Annotated in this window: 15 protein-coding genes; 6 read left to right on the top strand and 9 right to left on the bottom strand. The window is 74.7% G+C overall.

Annotated features, from left to right (window positions below; translation table 11 throughout):
- The first annotated feature begins 4 nt into the window (after positions 1-4).
- From J4709_RS35570 to J4709_RS35560, 3 genes are all read left to right on the top strand, one after another.
- A complete protein-coding gene (locus J4709_RS35570; RefSeq protein WP_208247600.1) occupies positions 5-649 on the top strand; it encodes a PH domain-containing protein in 645 nt (214 codons plus the stop codon).
- A gap of 91 nt (positions 650-740) precedes the next feature.
- Positions 741-1,526 carry an SAM-dependent methyltransferase gene (locus J4709_RS35565; protein ID WP_208247598.1) on the top strand — a complete coding sequence of 262 codons (786 nt, stop codon included), beginning with the start codon at positions 741-743 and terminating at the stop codon, positions 1,524-1,526.
- A gap of 99 nt (positions 1,527-1,625) precedes the next feature.
- Positions 1,626-2,429 (top strand): SAM-dependent methyltransferase, encoded by an 804-nt coding sequence (locus J4709_RS35560; protein WP_208247596.1) that lies wholly within the window; start codon positions 1,626-1,628, stop codon positions 2,427-2,429.
- On the opposite strand, the gene J4709_RS35555 is transcribed toward J4709_RS35560, so the two are convergent.
- The 3 genes from J4709_RS35555 to J4709_RS35545 form a co-directional block, all read right to left on the bottom strand.
- Positions 2,422-4,056: a phospho-sugar mutase gene (locus J4709_RS35555; RefSeq protein WP_208247594.1), complete on the bottom strand. Its 1,635-nt coding sequence runs from the start codon at positions 4,054-4,056 to the stop codon at positions 2,422-2,424. The genes J4709_RS35560 and J4709_RS35555 overlap by 8 nt on opposite strands.
- Positions 4,056-4,856 carry a purine-nucleoside phosphorylase gene (locus J4709_RS35550; protein ID WP_173098708.1) on the bottom strand — a complete coding sequence of 267 codons (801 nt, stop codon included), beginning with the start codon at positions 4,854-4,856 and terminating at the stop codon, positions 4,056-4,058. Before J4709_RS35550 ends, J4709_RS35555 begins: the two co-directional genes overlap by 1 nt.
- Positions 4,857-4,984: 128 nt before the next feature.
- The gene (locus J4709_RS35545) at positions 4,985-5,431 is read right to left on the bottom strand and encodes a gamma-glutamylcyclotransferase family protein (RefSeq protein WP_208247592.1); all 447 of its coding nucleotides are present in this window, start codon (positions 5,429-5,431) and stop codon (positions 4,985-4,987) included.
- Positions 5,432-5,533: 102 nt separating this feature from the next.
- Between J4709_RS35545 and J4709_RS35540 the strand changes: the two genes are divergently transcribed.
- A complete protein-coding gene (locus J4709_RS35540) occupies positions 5,534-6,919 on the top strand; it encodes an NAD(P)H-quinone dehydrogenase (protein ID WP_208247590.1) in 1,386 nt (461 codons plus the stop codon).
- A 25-nt stretch (positions 6,920-6,944) separates the two neighbouring features.
- Here J4709_RS35540 and J4709_RS35535 read toward each other — a convergent pair whose 3' ends face one another.
- From J4709_RS35535 to J4709_RS35515, 5 genes are all read right to left on the bottom strand, one after another.
- Positions 6,945-7,265 carry a DUF5313 family protein gene (locus J4709_RS35535; protein ID WP_208247588.1) on the bottom strand — a complete coding sequence of 107 codons (321 nt, stop codon included), beginning with the start codon at positions 7,263-7,265 and terminating at the stop codon, positions 6,945-6,947.
- 15 nt (positions 7,266-7,280) lie between these two features.
- Positions 7,281-7,505, bottom strand: a complete 225-nt coding sequence (locus tag J4709_RS35530; RefSeq protein ID WP_208247586.1) for a hypothetical protein — start codon at positions 7,503-7,505, stop codon at positions 7,281-7,283.
- Positions 7,499-8,749, bottom strand: a complete 1,251-nt coding sequence (locus J4709_RS35525; RefSeq protein ID WP_208247584.1) for a hypothetical protein — start codon at positions 8,747-8,749, stop codon at positions 7,499-7,501. Before J4709_RS35525 ends, J4709_RS35530 begins: the two co-directional genes overlap by 7 nt.
- A 134-nt stretch (positions 8,750-8,883) precedes the next feature.
- A complete protein-coding gene (locus tag J4709_RS35520) occupies positions 8,884-10,647 on the bottom strand; it encodes an acetyl/propionyl/methylcrotonyl-CoA carboxylase subunit alpha (RefSeq protein WP_208247582.1) in 1,764 nt (587 codons plus the stop codon).
- A gap of 258 nt (positions 10,648-10,905) precedes the next feature.
- Positions 10,906-11,151 carry a type B 50S ribosomal protein L31 gene (locus J4709_RS35515; RefSeq protein ID WP_208247580.1) on the bottom strand — a complete coding sequence of 82 codons (246 nt, stop codon included), beginning with the start codon at positions 11,149-11,151 and terminating at the stop codon, positions 10,906-10,908.
- A gap of 205 nt (positions 11,152-11,356) precedes the next feature.
- On the opposite strand from J4709_RS35515, the gene J4709_RS35510 reads away from it, so the two are divergent.
- Together J4709_RS35510 and J4709_RS35505 are read left to right on the top strand one after the other, a co-directional pair.
- The gene (locus J4709_RS35510) at positions 11,357-11,911 is read left to right on the top strand and encodes a hypothetical protein (RefSeq protein ID WP_208247578.1); all 555 of its coding nucleotides are present in this window, start codon (positions 11,357-11,359) and stop codon (positions 11,909-11,911) included.
- A 358-nt stretch (positions 11,912-12,269) separates the two neighbouring features.
- Positions 12,270-12,542 carry a WXG100 family type VII secretion target gene (locus tag J4709_RS35505; RefSeq protein ID WP_151599290.1) on the top strand — a complete coding sequence of 91 codons (273 nt, stop codon included), beginning with the start codon at positions 12,270-12,272 and terminating at the stop codon, positions 12,540-12,542.
- Between the two features lie 112 nt (positions 12,543-12,654).
- Here the strand turns inward: J4709_RS35505 and J4709_RS35500 are convergent, their stop codons facing one another.
- On the bottom strand, positions 12,655-17,172 hold the full coding sequence (locus J4709_RS35500) for an FtsK/SpoIIIE domain-containing protein (RefSeq protein WP_208247576.1): 4,518 nt from the start codon (positions 17,170-17,172) through the stop codon (positions 12,655-12,657).
- Positions 17,173-17,218 lie beyond the last annotated feature (46 nt).

Here is a 17,218-nt window from a genome sequence, read left to right as displayed (position 1 = left end):
GGCCATGACCATTCGCTCCACCGGCGGACGCATCGCCGCGTACGTCTGGCTGGTGTTCGCCGGGCTGAACATCCTGGACCTGGTGTTCGGGATCACCGGCGACGCCACGTACTCGCTGACCGCCTTCACGATCGGGGTGCTGCTGCTGCTCGGCTGCGGCATCGCCTACACGGTCGGGCTGCGCCCGGCGCTCCTCGGGGACGATGAGGCGGTGACGGTCCGCAACCCGCTGCGGGAGGCGCGGGCGCCGTGGCCCGCGGTCCGGGAGATCGTGGGGACGAACGCGGTGACCGTCCGGTTCGACGGGCCGGACGGGCGGGAGGTGGTGACGCGGGCGTGGGTGCTGCAGACCTCGCCGCGGGCGCAGGCGAAGGCGGAGGCGCGGGCGCGCAAGGACGCGGCGAGCCGGGTGCCGGGCGCGGCGCTGAAGGGCCGGACGCCGGCGGCGTACGCGGCGCAGCAGCTGAACGAGATCCGGGAGCGGCAGCGGGCGAAGACCAGGTCGGGGGCGCCGGACCGGGCCGCGGAGGCGAAGGCGGAAGAGGCGGCGGCCACGGGGACGGTCCGGTGGTCGGTGCCGGCGCTGGCGTCGCTGCTGGTCCCGGTGGTGGCGCTGGTGGTGCTGCTGGTCGTGGGCGCGGTGACCTGACGGCGCGGTTGGCCGGTCCGGGCAACGGCGTTCCGCCGCGGTGCCCGCGGTGCGAGGATCGGGCCAGCCGATCTTGCTGGAGGACTCACGCATGGCAGCTTCCCCGGAGTTCGACACGTCCGTCGCGCACCCGGCCCGGGTGTACGACTACTGGCTCGGCGGGGCCGACAACTTCCCGGCGGACCGGGAGCTCGGCGACGCGATGATCCGCGCGATCCCCGCGCTGCCCGCGATGGCGCGGGCGAACCGCTCGTTCATGGAGCGGGTGACGCGGCAGCTGGTGGAGTCGGGCGTCACGCAGTTCCTCGACATCGGGAGCGGGATCCCGACGTCGCCGAACCTGCACGAGATCGCGCGGCGGATCGACCCGTCCGTGCGCGTGGTGTACGTCGACAATGACCCGCTGGTCACCGAGCATGCGCGGACGCTGATCGAGGACGTCCCGGGCGTCGCCTACCTGCACGGCGACCTCACCGAGCCGGAGACGATCCTGGCCGACCCGCTGCTGGCCGAGACGCTGGATCTGACGCGTCCGGTCGCGCTGCTGGTCGTCGCGCTGCTGATGTACTTCCCGGCGGAGCGGGAGCCGGAGCGGTGGGTCGCGACGCTGCTGGACGCGCTGCCGCCGGGCAGCCACCTGGCGATCTCGCACCCGACCGCCGACTTCGACCCGGAGGCGGTCGCCGCCGCCAACGCCGCAGCGAACGCCGCCGGGATCCCGCTGGTGTCGCGCACGCACGCCGAGTTCACCGCGCTGTTCGGCCGCGCCGCGCTGCTGGAGCCGGGCGCGGTGCCGCTCGCGACGTGGCGTCCCGACACGCCCCCGGACGACCCGCACGAGGCCTACTACTACGCCGGGCTCGCGCGGAAGGGCTGACCGGGCGATCTGGCCGCAACAGGCGATCCCGGCGTCCTGACTCGGCCGGTCATGGCAGGATCGTGCGCGACCGCGATCAGCTTCCCGAGGGGCCGGGCGATGGCGAACTCCCCAGAACTGGACACCACGGTCGCGCACGAGGCCCGCGTCTACGACTACTGGCTCGGCGGCAAGGACAACTTCGCCGCCGACCGCGAGCTCGGGGACGCGATGACCCGGGCGATCCCGACGCTCCCGCTGATGGCGCGCGCGAACCGGGCGTTCATGGAGCGCGTCACCCGGCACGCCGTCGCGGCGGGCGTGACGCAGTTCCTGGACATCGGCACGGGCATCCCGACGTCCCCGAACCTGCACGAGGTCGCGCAGGCCGCCGAGCCGTCCGCGCGGGCCGTGTACGTCGACAACGACCCGCTCGTCCTCGCGCACGCCCGCGCGCTGATGCGCGGGCACCCGGCGGGCGCGACCGCCTACGTCCACGCCGACCTCGCCGAGCCGGAGGCGATCCTGGCCGACCCGCTGCTCGCCGGGACGCTCGACCTGGCGCGCCCGGTCGCGTTGACGCTGGTCGCGGTGCTGATGTACTTCACCGACGAGCAGCGTCCCGAGCGGTGGGTCGCGCGGCTGATGGACGCGCTCGCGCCGGGCAGCCTCCTCGCGATCTCGCACCCGACCGGGGACTTCGACCCGCCGGCGTTCACGGCCGCCTGCGAGGCGGCGCGGGCGGCCGGGATCACGCTCGTCTCCCGCGACCGGGAGCGGTTCGAGGCGCTGTTCGGCGCCGCGACCCTGCTGGAGCCGGGGGCGGTGCCGCTCGCCGCGTGGCGTCCCGACACGCCCCCGGCCGACCCGCTGTCGGCGTACTACTACGCCGGGCTCGCCCGCAAGGACCGAACGGTCAGGTGAGGCCGAGCGCGGCGGCGACGTCCGCGCGGAGCGCGTCCAGGTCGGCCGCCGCGCGCTCGCGGGCGGTCGCGATGTCGCCGTCCACCGGCCGGACGACCTCCAGGTAGCACTTCAGCTTCGGCTCCGTGCCGGACGGCCGGACGACGACGCGGGCGCCGCCCAGCCGGAACCGCAGGCCGTCGGTGGGCGGCAGGCCGTCCACGCCGGCGGACAGGTCGTCGAACGCCTCGACGGCGCGTCCGCCCAGCTCCGCGGGCGGGTCCGCGCGCAGCCGCGCCATCGCGCCGGCGATCAGCGAGAGGTCCTCGACCCGCACCGACAGCTGGGACGTGGCGTGCAGCCCGTACCGGCGGGCCTGGTCGTCGAGGAGGTCGAGCAGGGTGCGGCCTTCGCGGCGCGCCTCGGCGGCGAGAGCGGCGACCGCCAGGGCCGCGCCGATGCCGTCCTTGTCGTTCACCAGGACGCCCCGGTCGTCGCCGACGCTGTAGCCGAGCGCCTCCTCGTAGCCGAACACGAGCCGGTCGCCCGGCCCGCCCGCCTTCATGATCCACTTGAAGCCGGTGAGGGACTCGGCGGACCGGACGCCATGCTCGCGCGCGACCGACGCCAGCAGCGACGACGACACGATCGTGGTCACGACGAGGCGGTCGTCCCCGGAGGTGTGCCGCAGCACGTGCTCGGCGAGCAGCCCGCCGACCTCGTCACCGGTCAGCGCCCGCCAGCCGTCCGGAGTGGGGCCGGCGACGGCGCAGCGGTCCGCGTCCGGGTCGTTGGCGATCACCAGGTCGGCGTTCCGGTCGCGGGCCAGCGCCAGCGCCAGGTCCAGTGCGCCCGGCTCCTCCGGATTCGGGAACGCGACGGTCGGGAAGTCGGGGTCCGGGTCCGCCTGCTCGGGCACGACGGTCGGCGCCGGGAACCCGGCCCGCTCGAACGCCGCGAGGAGAACGTCGCGCCCGACGCCGTGCATCGGCGTGTAGACGATCGAGATGTCGCGTTCGTCGCCCAGGCGGAGGCTCGACACGGCGTCCAGGTAGAGGCGGGTGTCGTGGTGGACGGTCCACTCCGTGCCGAGCGGCAGCTCGTCCACGCGGCCGACCGCGTCGATCGCGGCGGAGATCTCCGCGTCCCGCGGCGGGACGATCTGCGCGCCGTCCGCCCAGTACACCTTGTAGCCGTTGTCACGCGGCGGATTGTGGCTCGCCGTCACCATCACGCCCGCGACGACGTCGTCGAACGACCGCGTGAAATGGGCCAGGACCGGCGTCGGGACCGGATCGGCGAACACCTCCGCGCGCAGCCCCGCGCCGCTGAGCACCGCCGCCGTGTCCTGCGCGAACCGACGCGACCCGTGCCGCGCGTCGAACCCGACGACCACCCGGCCGCCGGTCGGCAGGCACGCGGCGAGGCCCGCCGCCGCCCGCATCACCGTCACCCGGTTCATCCGGTTCGGGCCGGCGCCCAGCTCGCCGCGCAGGCCCGCCGTCCCGAACTCCAGCCGCGCGCCGAACCGGTCCGCGAGGGCCGCGTCGTCGCCCGCGTCCAGGATCGCCCGCAGCTCGGCGCGGGTGCCCGGGTCCGGGTCCTGGTCCAGCCACTCCTCGGCGTATCCGCGAAGATCGCTCATCATCACAGCTTCGTCAGGACGGTGCCGAGCAGCTCGCCCATCCGGCCCGCCGCCGCACGGCCCGCCGCCAGGACCTCCTCGTGGTCCAGCTTCTCGCCCGACAGGCCCGCCGCGATGTTGGTGACCAGCGAGATCCCCAGCACGTCCGCGCCGCCCTGCCGGGCCGCGATCGTCTCCAGCACCGTCGACATCCCGATCATGTCGGCGCCCATCGTCCGCAGCATCCGGATCTCCGCCGGCGTCTCGTACGTCGGGCCCCGGAACGCCGCGTAGACGCCCTCCGACAGCGTCGGGTCGACCTCCTTCGCCAGCGCCCGCAGCTTCGCCGAATACGCCTCGGTCATGTCCAGGAACGTCGGCCCCGTCAGCGGGTTCGCCCCCGACAGGTTCAGGTGGTCGGCGATCAGCACCGGGTCGCCGACCCGCTGGTGCTCGGGCCGCAGCCCGCCCGCCGCGTTCGTCAGGACGACCGTCCCCACGCCCGCCGCCAGCGCCGTCCGGACGCCGTGCACGACCGCGTCCACGCCGCGCCCCTCGTACAGGTGCGTCCGGCCGAGGAACACCAGCGCCCGGTGCCCGCCGACCTCCACGATCCGCACCTTGCCCGCGTGCCCCTCCACGGCGGGCGGCGCGAACCCCGGCAGCAGCGTGACGGGCAGCTCGTCGTCCGGCGCGCCGAGCGCGTCCGCCGCCGGAACCCAGCCCGAACCCATCACCAGGGCCACGTCGAAGGAGTCGATGGAGGTGCGCGTGCGCAGCTCGTCCGCCGCGGCGCGCGCCAGGTCAAAAGCGTCGTTGCTCACATCGCCGACACTACCGCCGCCATCCGGACGGGCGATCCTCGCTGCGCTCCGGTCGCCCGTCGCGCCGCGCCGGCCCACCCGCGCGGGAGCGCGCCGCCGGGCGGGGGCCTCGCCGGGCTTCGGGCGGGTCAGTCGCCCAGGGACTTGCAGGGGCGGGTGCGCAGGTCCTTGACGTAGTCGTCGGGGGCGCCGGCGGCCTCGGCGGCGTCGGCGAGGATGCCGAGGTAGTGCGCCGACGGCAGGCCGCCCTCGTAGTCGTCCAGGACGTACAGCCAGCACAGCGCGTCGCCGTCCAGCGTCTGCACCCGGACGCGGATCTTGCGGTAGACGCCGAGCGCGGCGCCCTCCCACCCGTCCAGCTCCTTCTCGTCGAAGGCCGGGACGTCGTAGATCACCACGAAGACCTGCTCGAAGCCGTCCTCGACGACGGTCGCGAGGGCCCCGTCGAAGCCCTGGCCGCCGAAGGTCAGCCGCCAGCCGGTCAGCCAGCCGGTGCCGCGCATGGGCGAGTGCGGAGCCCGGCTCGCCATCTGCTCGGGGTCCATGTTGGAGGCGTACGCCGCGTACAGAGCCACGTTGGCCGAGCCTACGCCACGCGCGGCGCTGCGACCGGAGCGGAGCGGGGATCGCGGACCCGCGGGTCTTATCACTGGTCTGAGTAGGAAACAATGGGAGATGTGACCCGCATCGTGATCATCGGAGGAGGACCGGGCGGCTACGAGGCCGCGCTCGTCGCCGCGCAGCTCGGCGCGGACGTGACCGTCATCGAGCGGGACGGCCCCGGCGGCGCGTGCGTGCTCACCGACTGCGTCCCCTCCAAGACGCTCATCGCCACCTCGACCCGCATGGCGGTCATGTCCGAGTCCGCCGGGCTCGGCCTGCGCTTCAGCGGCGGGCCCGACGGGATCGTCGGCGGCCTCGAGGTCGACATGGCCAACGTGAACAAGCGGGTGAAGGACCTCGCGCGCGCCCAGTCGTTCGACGTGGCGGAGCGGCTCGCCTACGAGGAGGTCAAGATCGTCCGGGGCGAGGCGCGGCTGGTGGAGCCGCACGTCGTCGCGGTCGGGGAGCGGCGGATCCGGGCCGACATCGTGCTGATCGCGACCGGTGCGACGCCGCGGGTGCTGCCCGGCGCGGAGCCGGACGGGGAGCGGATCCTCAACTGGCGGCAGCTGTACGACCTGCCGGAGCTGCCCGAGGAGCTGATCGTGGTCGGGTCCGGCGTCACCGGCGCGGAGCTGGCCGGGGCGTACCTGTCGCTGGGCTCGAAGGTCACGCTGGTGTCGTCGCGGGACCGGATCCTGCCGACGGAGGACGCCGACGCCGCGTCGGTGCTGCAGGAGGTGTTCCTGCGGCGCGGGATGAACGTGATGTCGCGGTCGCGGGCCGCGGGCGTCGAGCGGTCCGGGAACGGCGTGATCGTGACGCTGGAGGACGGCAGCAAGGTCGAGGGCACGCACTGCCTGATGACGGTCGGGATGGTGCCGAACACCACGGGCATCGGCCTGGAGGAGGTCGGCGTCACCTGCGACAAGCGCGGGTTCGTCGAGGTCGACAAGGTCTCCCGGACGTCGGTTCCGCACATCTACGCCTCGGGCGACTGCACCGGCATCCTGATGCTGGCGTCGGTGGCGGGGATGCAGGGCCGGATCGCGATGTGGCACGCGCTCGGCGAGGCGGTCCAGCCGCTGAAGCTCGGCTGGGTCGCCTCCAACATCTTCACCGACCCCGAGGTCGCGTCGGTGGGCGTGACACAGCAGATGGTCGACTCCGGCGACGTCAACGCCCGGACGGTCATGCTGCCGCTGTTCACGAACGCGCGCGCCAAGATGCAGGGGTTCGAGGACGGCTTCGTGAAGCTGTTCTGCCGGCCGTCCACGGGGATCGTGCTGGGCGGGGTGATCGTGGCGCCGCGGGCCAGCGAGCTGATCCTGGGCGTGTCGATCGCCGTGCAGCAGCACCTGACGGTCGACCAGGTCGCGCACACGTTCGCGGTGTACCCGTCGCTGTCGGGCAGCATCACCGAGGCGTCGCGCCGGCTGATGTCCGAGCACGCCTACTAGGGCGTGTACCGGGCAGGAGCGCCGGTCAGCGGCGGTCGGGCGGGTGGAGGCCGTGGCGGTGCATGCGTGAGCGGCGCAGGTCCTCGGCGCTGATCACGACGGTGAGGGTGCTGGCCGCGAAAGCCAGCAGCGGGACGGCGGCGCGCGTCCACGTCGGGCCGGGCAGCAGCGCCAGCAGCAGGCAGATCGGGACCATCAGGTAGAAGTGCCGCAGTAGCAGCCGGCCCCGCCAGCCCGCGTCGGTGAGGTCGTGCCGCACCCAGTCGCGGTTGCGGGGCGGGAGCCGGAAGCCCAGGGCGTACCGGAGCCGGGCCAGCGGCCCCGGGTCGCCTGGTATGCGGGTCATTCTGGTGCTACCACCTCAGAAGCCGCCGAAGTCGTTGCCGCCCCAGTCGCCGCCTCCGCCGAAGTCGCCGCTGCCGAAGTCCCAGCCGCCGCCGACGTCGCCGCCGTCCCCGCCGAAGCCGCCGTCCCCGCCGCCGAACCCGTCCCCGCCGAAGCCGTCGCCGTAGTAGCCGCCGCCCCAGCCGAAGCCGCCGCCCATCATCGAGCCCAGCGCGGTGCCGAGGAGCAGGCCGCTCAGCATGTCGAAACCGCCGTAGCCGTAGTAGTAGCCGCCGGCGTAGGCGCGTAGGCGGGGCCCGCGTCCCAGTAAGGCCGCCGGGCGTCCCCGTAGGGGACCATCCGGACGTCGGGGTCGTGGCCCGCGAGGACGGCCCGGGCGTCCGCCGCGCAGGCCGGCACGGACCGCGCCACGCCGCCCGGGGGCGCCCACGTCACGTCCTGGACGGACGGCCCGTGCTGCGGGTTGAAGAAGCACGGCGGGCGCCGCTCGGGGACGGGCTCGCCGGCGAGCCGGGCGCGGGTCGCGGTCATGTAGTACCGCCCGTCCTCCAGCGCGGTCGTGACGGCCTGCATGTCCTGCGGCTTCGCGGCGCGCTCGGTCGCGGCCTTGGCCTTGTCGTAGGAGTTCATGGCGCGCTCGTAGTCGCCGCGCGTGTCGGGGTCGAGGCCGGGGTCCATGACGTTCAGGTCTAGGCGGGCGATGTCCTCGCCGAGCAGCGTGACGTCCTCCTGGACGCCCCGCTTCAGGTCGGCCATCTGCCGGGCGTGGCGCTCGCGGCGGCGCCTGCGGGCGACCAGGACGACGCTGACGACGGCCGCCGCGATCACGATGAGCACGCCGATCACGACGTATCCGACGACCGCGCCGGACTTCGCCTTGTCGTCGGCCTTCTTCTCGGCGAGGTTCCCGAACTGGACCAGCCGCTGCTTGAGCGGCGACCCGTCGGTGCGGGTGACGAGCTGGTTGATCTCGCTGGTGTCGAGCTTCTTGGAGATCCCGCCCATCCGGGTGCCGTCCGCGGTGATCGCCACGTACGTCTGGCCCTTGCCGACGCGGTTCGCGACGGCCTTCAGCATCTGCCCGACCTGCGGGCCGCTGACGTCGTTGCGCACCACGACGGCGCGGATGTCGGCGTCCTGGTCGCCGTCGAGCGCCGACCTGATCTGCTGCTGGTCGGCGGACGACAGGTTCGCGCCGGAGTCGGTGGTGACGTACAGCCGCGAGCCGAGCAGGCCGTGCGCGATCTGCCCGACGTTGTCGGCGGGCAGCCGGGCCGCCTGTGCGGTCAGGGCCTGCGTGCTCGTGGCCCGCGCGTTCATGGCCTGCGCTGTGGTGGCCTGCGCGGTGGTGGCCTGCGCTGTCGCGGCGTGCGCGGGCGTGGCCAGGGCGGGCGCGGCCAGGCCCGCGAGCGCCGCCACGGCGAGGATCGTCGCCGAGAGCGCGGCGCGGAGCACCGGCCGGACGGTACGGGTCGCGGAACTCATGGTTTCAGTGTGCCCCCTCACCAGGAGCGACGACCGGGGCGCCGCCCGCGTTCCGTAAAAACCGCATGGAGTGACGAACGCGACACCCCCGTCCGGACCGGGCCGGACGGGGGTGTCATGTCGCGGGCGGGGCGTCAGTCCTTGATCTCGCAGATGACCGCGCCGGACGAGACGGTCTGGCCGACCTCGGCGGTCAGGCCGGTGATCGTGCCGGCCTTGTGCGCGGTGAGCGGCTGCTCCATCTTCATCGCCTCCAGGACGACGATGGTGTCGCCGGCCGCGACCGTCGCGCCGTCCTCCACGAGGGCCTTGACGATCGTGCCCTGCATGGGGCTGACCAGGGAGTCACCGGACGCCTGGGCGGCGCCGCCCTTCTTGCCGGCGCGCCGCTTGCCGGGCGCGGCCTTGCCGGCGGGAGCCGCGGACGCGCCGAGCCCTGCGGGCAGCACGACCTCGATGCGCTTGCCGCCGACCTCCACGGTGACGTGCTCGCGCTCGCCCGCCTCGGCCTCCTCGCCCGCGGCGGTGGGGTCGAACGGCTGGATCTGGTTGTCGAACTCGGTTTCGATCCACCGGGTGTGGACGCTGAACGGCGTGTCCTCGTCGGCGGGGACGAACGCCGGGTCGTCGAGGACCACCCGGTGGAACGGCAGCACGGTCGGCATGCCGTCGATCACGAACTCGTCCAGCGCGCGCCGGGCCCGCTCGGCGGCCTGCCTGCGGGACGCGCCGGTCACGATCAGCTTGGCGATCAGCGAGTCGAAGGCCTGCGGGACGGTCTGCCCGGCGACGTAGCCGGAGTCCAGCCGGACGCCGGGGCCGTGCGGCGGGTCGAAGGCGGTCAGGGTGCCGACCGCGGGCAGGAAGCCGCGGCCCGCGTCCTCGGCGTTCAGCCGGAACTCGAACGAGTGGCCGCGCAGCTCGGGGTCGCCGTAGCCGATCTCCTCGCCCTCGGCGATCCGGAACATCTCCCGGACCAGGTCGACGCCCGCGACCTCCTCGGTCACCGGGTGCTCGACCTGCAGCCGGGTGTTGACCTCCAGGAAGGAGATCGTCCCGTCCTGGCCGACGAGGAACTCGCACGTCCCGGCGCCGACGTAGCCGGCCTCCTTCAGGATGGCCTTGGACGAGCTGTACAGCAGCTCCAGCTGCTCGTCCGACAGGTACGGCGCGGGGGCCTCCTCGACGAGCTTCTGGTGGCGGCGCTGCAGCGAGCAGTCGCGGGTGGACACCACGACGACGTTGCCGTGCTTGTCGGCCAGGCACTGGGTCTCCACGTGCCGGGGCTTGTCCAGGTACCGCTCGACGAAGCACTCGCCGCGGCCGAACGCGCCGACCGCCTCGCGGACCGCCGACTCGTACAGCTCGGCGACCTCCTCCAGCTTGCGGGCGACCTTCAGGCCGCGGCCGCCGCCGCCGAACGCCGCCTTGATCGCGATCGGCAGGCCGTGCTCCTCGGCGAACGCGACGACCTCGTCGGCGCCTGACACCGGGTCCTTGGTGCCGGCGACCAGCGGCGCGCCGACCTTCTGGGCGATGTGCCGGGCCTGCACCTTGTCGCCGAGCGAAGTGATCGCGGCGGGCGGCGGCCCGATCCAGGTCAGGCCGGCGTTCTCGACGGCGGCGGCGAAGTCGGCGTTCTCCGACAGGAAGCCGTAGCCGGGGTGGACGGCGTCCGCGCCGGCCTCGGCGGCGATCTTCAGCAGCTTGTCGATGTCCAGGTAGCTCTCGGCCGCGGTCTGCCCGCCGAGGGCGTACGCCTCGTCGGCGACCCGAACGTGCAGCGCCTCCAGATCCGGCTCGGCGTACACCGCCACACTGGCCAACCCCGCATCGCGACAGGCACGGGCAATACGGACCGCGATCTCACCGCGGTTGGCGATCAGGACCTTGCGCACGTGGGTCTCCTCCCTAAACCTCGCACGCAGTCTAGATAACCGCTGTTCGAGGTTTTCGTAAGGCCCTCCTTATTGCACCGGGATGCCTGGTTTCACGGGGTGTTGCCGCTCAGTGGGACCCCGGCGCCCGAGTCGTGCCCGGGCACGGCGGTCGTGCCCGGGCACGGCGAAGGCCCGCACCTCCGGGAGGTGCGGGCCTTCGCGGGCGCGCCCGGGCCGCGCGGGGCGCGGTGGCGGCGCGGGCGCGCCGCGGGCGTCTCAGCCCCGGCGGTACCGGCGGTTGAACCGCTCGACCGCTCCGGTGGAGTCCAGGACCTGCCGGCGGCCCGTGTAGAACGGGTGGCTCGCGGACGACACGTCCACGTCGACCACCGGATAGGTGCGGCCGTCCGTCCACTCGATCGTCCGGTCGGTCTCGGCCGTCGACCGGGTGAGGAAGGCGTACTCGGCACCGCGGTCGCGGAACACGACGGGGCGGTACTGCGGGTGGATCGTGGTCTTCATCGTTCCTCCCTGGTTCTCGGCTGCTCACCCCTGCCAACGGGATGGCAACGGTTTTCATTCCCTGGCCGTCCGGTGCCTGCCGGGCCGGTCCCCGCCGGTGTATCTTCGCCACTGATCGGCATCGCCGGTGATCGACAGCGCCACGGACCGGCGCCGGCGCCGATCAAGCCTCGACAGCGAGCGGGAACGCATCGGAAGGGGCCGGATGGCTCGGCACTGGACCCGGATCGGCCTCGCGGCGGCCCTCGCCTGCTGCCTCGCGGCGCCCTCGTCCGCCGCCCGGCGCGGCCCGTCCGCCGTGGACGACGCCACCCTCCGGCAGCTCACCGCCGCCGCGGGCACCCTCGTCCAGGGGCGCTCCGAGGCGCTCGTGCAGCGGCGCGGGCGGCTGCACCCCGACGTGCCCACCGAGGTCCTCGGCGTGCGGATCTCGCCGCGCGTCGCCCGCGGCCAGGCGCGGGCCGTCCACCAGCTGGAGAACACCAACCGCGCCCCCGTCGAGGGCGGCCCCGCCTACACCGGGGCCCGCACCAGCCTGGACCCCCGGCGGGCCCTGCGCGCCGGGAACCGGATCACGCTGGACGCCGTGGAGCACACCGTCGTCCGCTACGGCGGTGCCGGGCGCGGCGGCAAGGTCACCCAGTCGGTCCGGCGCCGGTTCGACTTCCGGGCGCGCGGCGAGGACATCGTCCTGGTCGGCGAGCGCGTCCTCGACCCGGGCGCGCGGCCGGTGAACGACCCGGCGCCCCGCTCCCGCTGACGGCGTCCCTTTCCGGCATTGCGGGGTGTTCTTCGGGAAAGCCCGCGGGGCGGTCGCTCTGAAATGCCTTTGACGGACAGTAATTATGCGCGTCACGGCCTTGCGGGGCCGGGCCGTGCCCGCGTCCCGCGCCGGCCGAACATCCACCTGGCAGCGGGTTCCTGGCCACATCCGGTCACTCCCGGATGGCCGGATCGCGGGTGTTTCGTCGCCCGATTCCCGAACCGCCGCTGGATTCCCGTGATCGGGGAGGCGTAGGCTGTCGCCATTCTTTCGCACTGCGGCAGAACCGGAAAACGTTCCAGTGAAGTCCCGCCCGCCCCCGCGGGCGGCGGACCGGCGACGGAGGGTCGAAGCGATGAGCGGTGACAAGCGCGGCGCCAACCTCGGCGAGCTGGAGGAGCTGTCCCGGATCTTCAGCAAGCACTCCAGGAACCTGGACGCGCTGATCAGGGACCTCAACGGCCGCACGGTCAGCAGCAGCGCCGCCTGGTGGGGCCCCGGCGCCGACCGGTTCCGCAGCGCCTGGGCGGAGGCCAAGACGGCCTTCGACAAGATGGCCCTCGCGCTCGAGCAGGGCAGCCAGGACATCCGCAAGTCCCAGCAGAACATCGAGGCCGCCACGCGCTGACGCCCTCGTCACGGACCGCGGGTCCCGGCCCATCCCCCCGAGGCCGGGACCCGCATCGTTTCCTCCGCCGGGCCCCGGCGCCCCGCCGCGAAGCGGGACGCCGGGGCCCTCGCTAGTCGCTGGCGACCGGCGGCGGGAGCGCCACCTGGATCTGCGTGGTCGCGCCCGCGGCGACGAACAGGCCGCGGCCGGTGGGCCCGGCCAGCGGCGCGTTGCGCGGCAGCCGCAGGCCGAAAAGGTCGCCGTCGTCGGGCGACTCGACCGACAGCAGGACGCCGGACCGGGACCGGCGCGCGTCGGCGAGGAACCCGCGGTAGCCGCGGCCGATGTCGGCGGTGGTGCCGCCGATGACGACGGCGTGCTCCCCGTCCCGGGCGGTGCGCAGCACGCCGGCGAGCGCGTCGTCCATGTCGGTCTCGTCGAGGAGCTCGGCGTCGTCCACGACGACGGCGTAGCGGTGCTCGTCGCCGATCGCGCGGTCCAGGTCGTCGGGATCGGCGTCGGAGGTGAGGACGCCGAGGACGCCCGGCCGCCCGGACAGCAGGCGCAGCGGGGACCGGCGCGGCGTGACCAGCACCACGGGGACGAGCCCGCCGCCGACGGCCGGGTCGAGCAGCGAGTGCACGATCGTGCGCAGCGTCGTGGAGCGCCCGGAGCGGGGCGGGCCCGCGACGGTGAAGCCGGGCCCCTCGTTGAGCAGGTCCGCGCCGACGGGCGCCAGGGTGTCGCCGCCGACGCCGACGAGCGCCCACAGCGCGGACGGGGCGAGGAACGCCTCGTCCAGCGCCATCGCCTCCCGGTAGGTGACGCGGACGGGCAGCTCGTCGACGTGCAGGGGGCGCTGGCGGCGCGGGAGGCGGCCGTAGCGGGCGACGGACGTGCGGGCGATCTCCTGGAGGGCGGCGACCTGCGCGGTGCCGGACGGGTCGTCGCCGAGCAGCCCGATCTGCGACTCGCGGGGCGCGGCGCCGGGCGCGGCGGGTTCGAGGGCGCGGCCGGGCGGCATCGCGGCGGGGACGTGCCGGTCCTGCAGGCCGGCGTAGCCGTAGTCGTTGGGGTCGGCCATGCGCAGGACGAGGCGGCGGTCGAAGACGGTGGAGACCTGCCCGCCGAGGCCGGTGCGGTCGCCGGTGAAGACGGCGCGCAGCCCGACGGCGGCGCCCTCGCGCAGCAGGCGCAGGGCCTGGTCGACGAGGCGGCCGTAGTCGTAGTGCTCGAACGCGCCGAGGAAGCCCTCCCAGCGGTCGAGGAGCAGGACCATCCAGGGGAGCCGGTCGGTGGCGGCGACGGCGGCGCGCTGCTCGGCGAGGGAGGCGAACCCGGCCTCGGCGAGGAGCTGCTGGCGGCGGGCGACCTCGGCGGCGAGCGCGGTGAGCAGCCGCTCGCAGCGGTCGAGCTGGTCGCGGGTGACGACGGCGCCGCAGTGCGGCAGCGAGACCAGCGGGAGCAGCGCGTTGGCGCCGCAGTCGATCGCGTACAGGTGCGCGTCGTAGGGGGAGCAGGCGCCGGCGAGGGACCCGGCGATGGTGCGCAGCGCGGTGGACCGCCCGGACTGCGGCGAACCGGCGATGTACAGGTGGCCGCCGGACGCGAGGTCGAGGACGAGCGGCTCGCGGGACTGGACGGCGGGCAGGTCGGTGATCCCGAACGGGACCGCGGGCACGTCCACGACCGAGCCGCCCGCGGCGGTGCGCGGGGTGAGCCGGACCAGGTCGGGCAGCGGGGTCAGCCACGGCGACGGCTGCCGGGCGATCCCGGCGCGGCGGGCGGCCTCGCCGACGGCCTGCACGAGGACGGCGAGGTCGGTGCCGGGGGCGTCGCCGGCGGGCTCGCCGGAGGCGGGCAGCGGGTGGCCGAGGCCCTGCCAGGGCAGCGGCAGGACGCTCGGGTGGTGGCCGGCGGGCCCGGCGCGGCGCCCGCCGATCCGGGCGGACTGGACGGCGTGCGGCGCCGCCGCGCCGGACCGGACGTAGCAGCGGCCCGGCGTGGACTTGCCGATGCGGGCGGCCTCGGGGCCGTCGATGACGTCGGTGGACTCGTCGGGGTCGGTGACGCGCAGCGCGATCCGCAGGTTGGTGTTGGCGCGGATGTCGGCGGTGACGACGCCGGCGGGCCGCTGCGTGGCGAGGATCAGGTGGACGCCGAGGGACCGGCCGCGGCGGCCGATGTCGACGAGCCCGGCGACGAAGTCGGGCAGCTCGGCGACCATCGCGGCGAACTCGTCGATCACGAGGACGAGCCGCGGTATCGACCGGGTCGGGTCGTTGTGGTCGTCGACGTCCTTCGCGCCGGCCGCCAGCAGGATCTCCTCGCGGCGGCGGAGCTCGGCGGCGAGGGACTCCAGGGCGCGCTCGGTGGCGTGCCCGTCGAGGTCGGTGACCATGCCGACGGTGTGGGGGAGGCGCGCGCAGTCCTTGAACGCGGCGCCGCCCTTGTAGTCGATGAGGACGAACGTCATCTCGTCGGGGCGGTTCGCCACGGCGAGGGACGCGATGAGCGTCTGCAGCAGTTCGGACTTGCCGGCGCCGGTGGTCCCGGCGATGAGGCCGTGCGGGCCGTCGGTGCGGAGGTCGATCTCGTAGGGCTGCCCGGGGCGTCCGGGACGGTCGCCGGAGCCGAGCCCGATGGGGACGCGCGTACTGCGGCCACCGGTGCGCGACCAGGACTGCAGGATGTGCTCGGCGGTGGGTTCGGCCATGTCGAGCAGGTCCAGGAGGCGGACGTTCGACGGGATGGCCTCCTGCGCGTCCTCGCGGGACACGTCCCGGACGGGCGCCAGCGCGCGCGCCACGCGGTCGGTCCAGGCGGGGGAGACCTGGTCGGCGAGGACGGGACCGAGGTCGTCGAGGCCCTGCCCTCGTAGGTGCACGAAGGAGGGGTACTGCGAGTCCCATTCGGCGACGGCGTTGCACTCCTCGGGAAGGAGGCGTTCCTCGTCGTCCACGCAGATGGCGTGGATTCCGTACTCGGCGCCGCGCGACAGCAGCATCGGCATGCCGGGTATGCGGCGCAGTGCGCGCGCGCCGTCCAGCACGAGCAGGATGTTGTAGGGGACGGCGTCGGCGGGCTTGCCCTGGCCGAAGAACGCCGACTCGGCCTGCGCGGCGCGGCGCCGCTCCGTCACGCGGATCGCGAGCTCGGTGACGCGGTGCGCGGTGGACTCGGGGTCGGTGCCGACGAGCGCCACGCACTCCTCGCCCTCGCGCGGCGCGCAGTGCGGCAGCCACCGCACCCAGTTCCACTCGTCGCCGGCGTGCCGGTCGGCGGACAGCACGATGATCGCCAGGTCGCGGGGGCTGTGCAGGACGGCGGCCTGCGCGACGAGCCAGCGGGCGAGCGCCCGGGACGCGGCGCGCGGCCCGGTCAGGCCGACCACGCCGAGCTCGCCGAGCGGCAGCGCGACCGGCACCAGCCGGGCGGGCGGGACCGGCAGCGCGCCGGTGTCGCCGCCCGCCGGGTCGGTCAGCTCGATGCCGGCGGGCAGGTCGGCGACGCCGAGCCGCAGCCGCAGCGCGTCGGGGTCCTCGCGGCGGCGCTCCCACAGCCGGCGGCGCGGGCCGGTGGCGGTGAGCAGCACCTCGGCGGGGTCGGGGTGCAGGTCGCGGCGCTCGGCCTCGTCCTCGCGGCGCAGCCCGTCCAGCTCGCCGCCGAACGCGTCGGCCCTGCGCTGGTACTCCTTCAGCGCCTTCTTGTACGACTTGCGGCCGTGCATCCGGTCGCCGGCCCATTCGCCGACCGTCATCACCGGCCACGCCAGCGCGAACAGCGCCCACCACCACTGGTGCAGGCCGAACGCCATGGCGAGGCCGAACACCGCGAACAGGATCGCGCCGAACAGCCGGAGCCGCTCGCGCGGGTTGCGCTCGGGCCGCTTCGGGACCTCCAGCGTGCGGGCGTGCCGCGGCGGCGCGAGGCGCGGCGGCCGGTTGAACGCCAGGCCGCCCTCGGGCAGCGGCTCCAGGTGGGTGTCGGGCGCGGCGCTCGGCGCGAGGGTCAGCACGCTCGCGCCGACCGTCAGCATCCCGCCGACCGGCCAGGGCGTCCGCGCGGTCAGCGGTTCGCCGTCCAGCCGGGCGGAGCCCTGCATCGTCATCGCGGACGCCTCGACCTCGACCGCGTCGCGGCCGACCGTGAGCCGCAGCGACCGGGCCGGGACGGACGGGTCGCCGAGCACGACGTCCACGTCGTCGCCGGAGCCGAGCGTGCTGACACCGAGGCCGAGCCGGTGCACCGGCCCGGCGGCGGGCCCGCCGACGACCCGGACCTCGACCAGCCCGGTCGGCTCGGCGAGGACGGTCGCGGCGGCGGCGCCCCGCTCGACCGCGACGACCGCACCGTCCCGCAGCTCCTTGGCGGCGAGCGCCTGCGGGTCGAGCATCCGGCCGTCCATCCACAGCGCCCCGCGCTCGGCGGACGTCCCGGCGGGCGGTGCCGGGCGCGGCGCCTGCGGCGCGCCGGTGAGCAGCGCCTCCTTGGAGAAGCGCGGGGCGGGCACCCCGCCGGGGGCGGGCGGTGCGTCGAGCGCGGCCGTCAGCGACCGCGCGACCCCGGCGACGGTGATCCCGGAGTCCATGTCGATCACGACGTCGCGTGGTCCGCCGCCGGTCAGCGCCGTGAACGAGATCCGCATCCGAGCCCTCCATCGCGCGCCGCCCCGCGCAGCCGGCGCTGCCAGT

This window comes from Actinomadura violacea (assembly GCF_017573465.1).
In the GTDB taxonomy this organism is placed as follows: domain Bacteria; phylum Actinomycetota; class Actinomycetes; order Streptosporangiales; family Streptosporangiaceae; genus Spirillospora; species Spirillospora violacea.
This window is presented reverse-complemented; position numbering and strand designations above follow the sequence as displayed.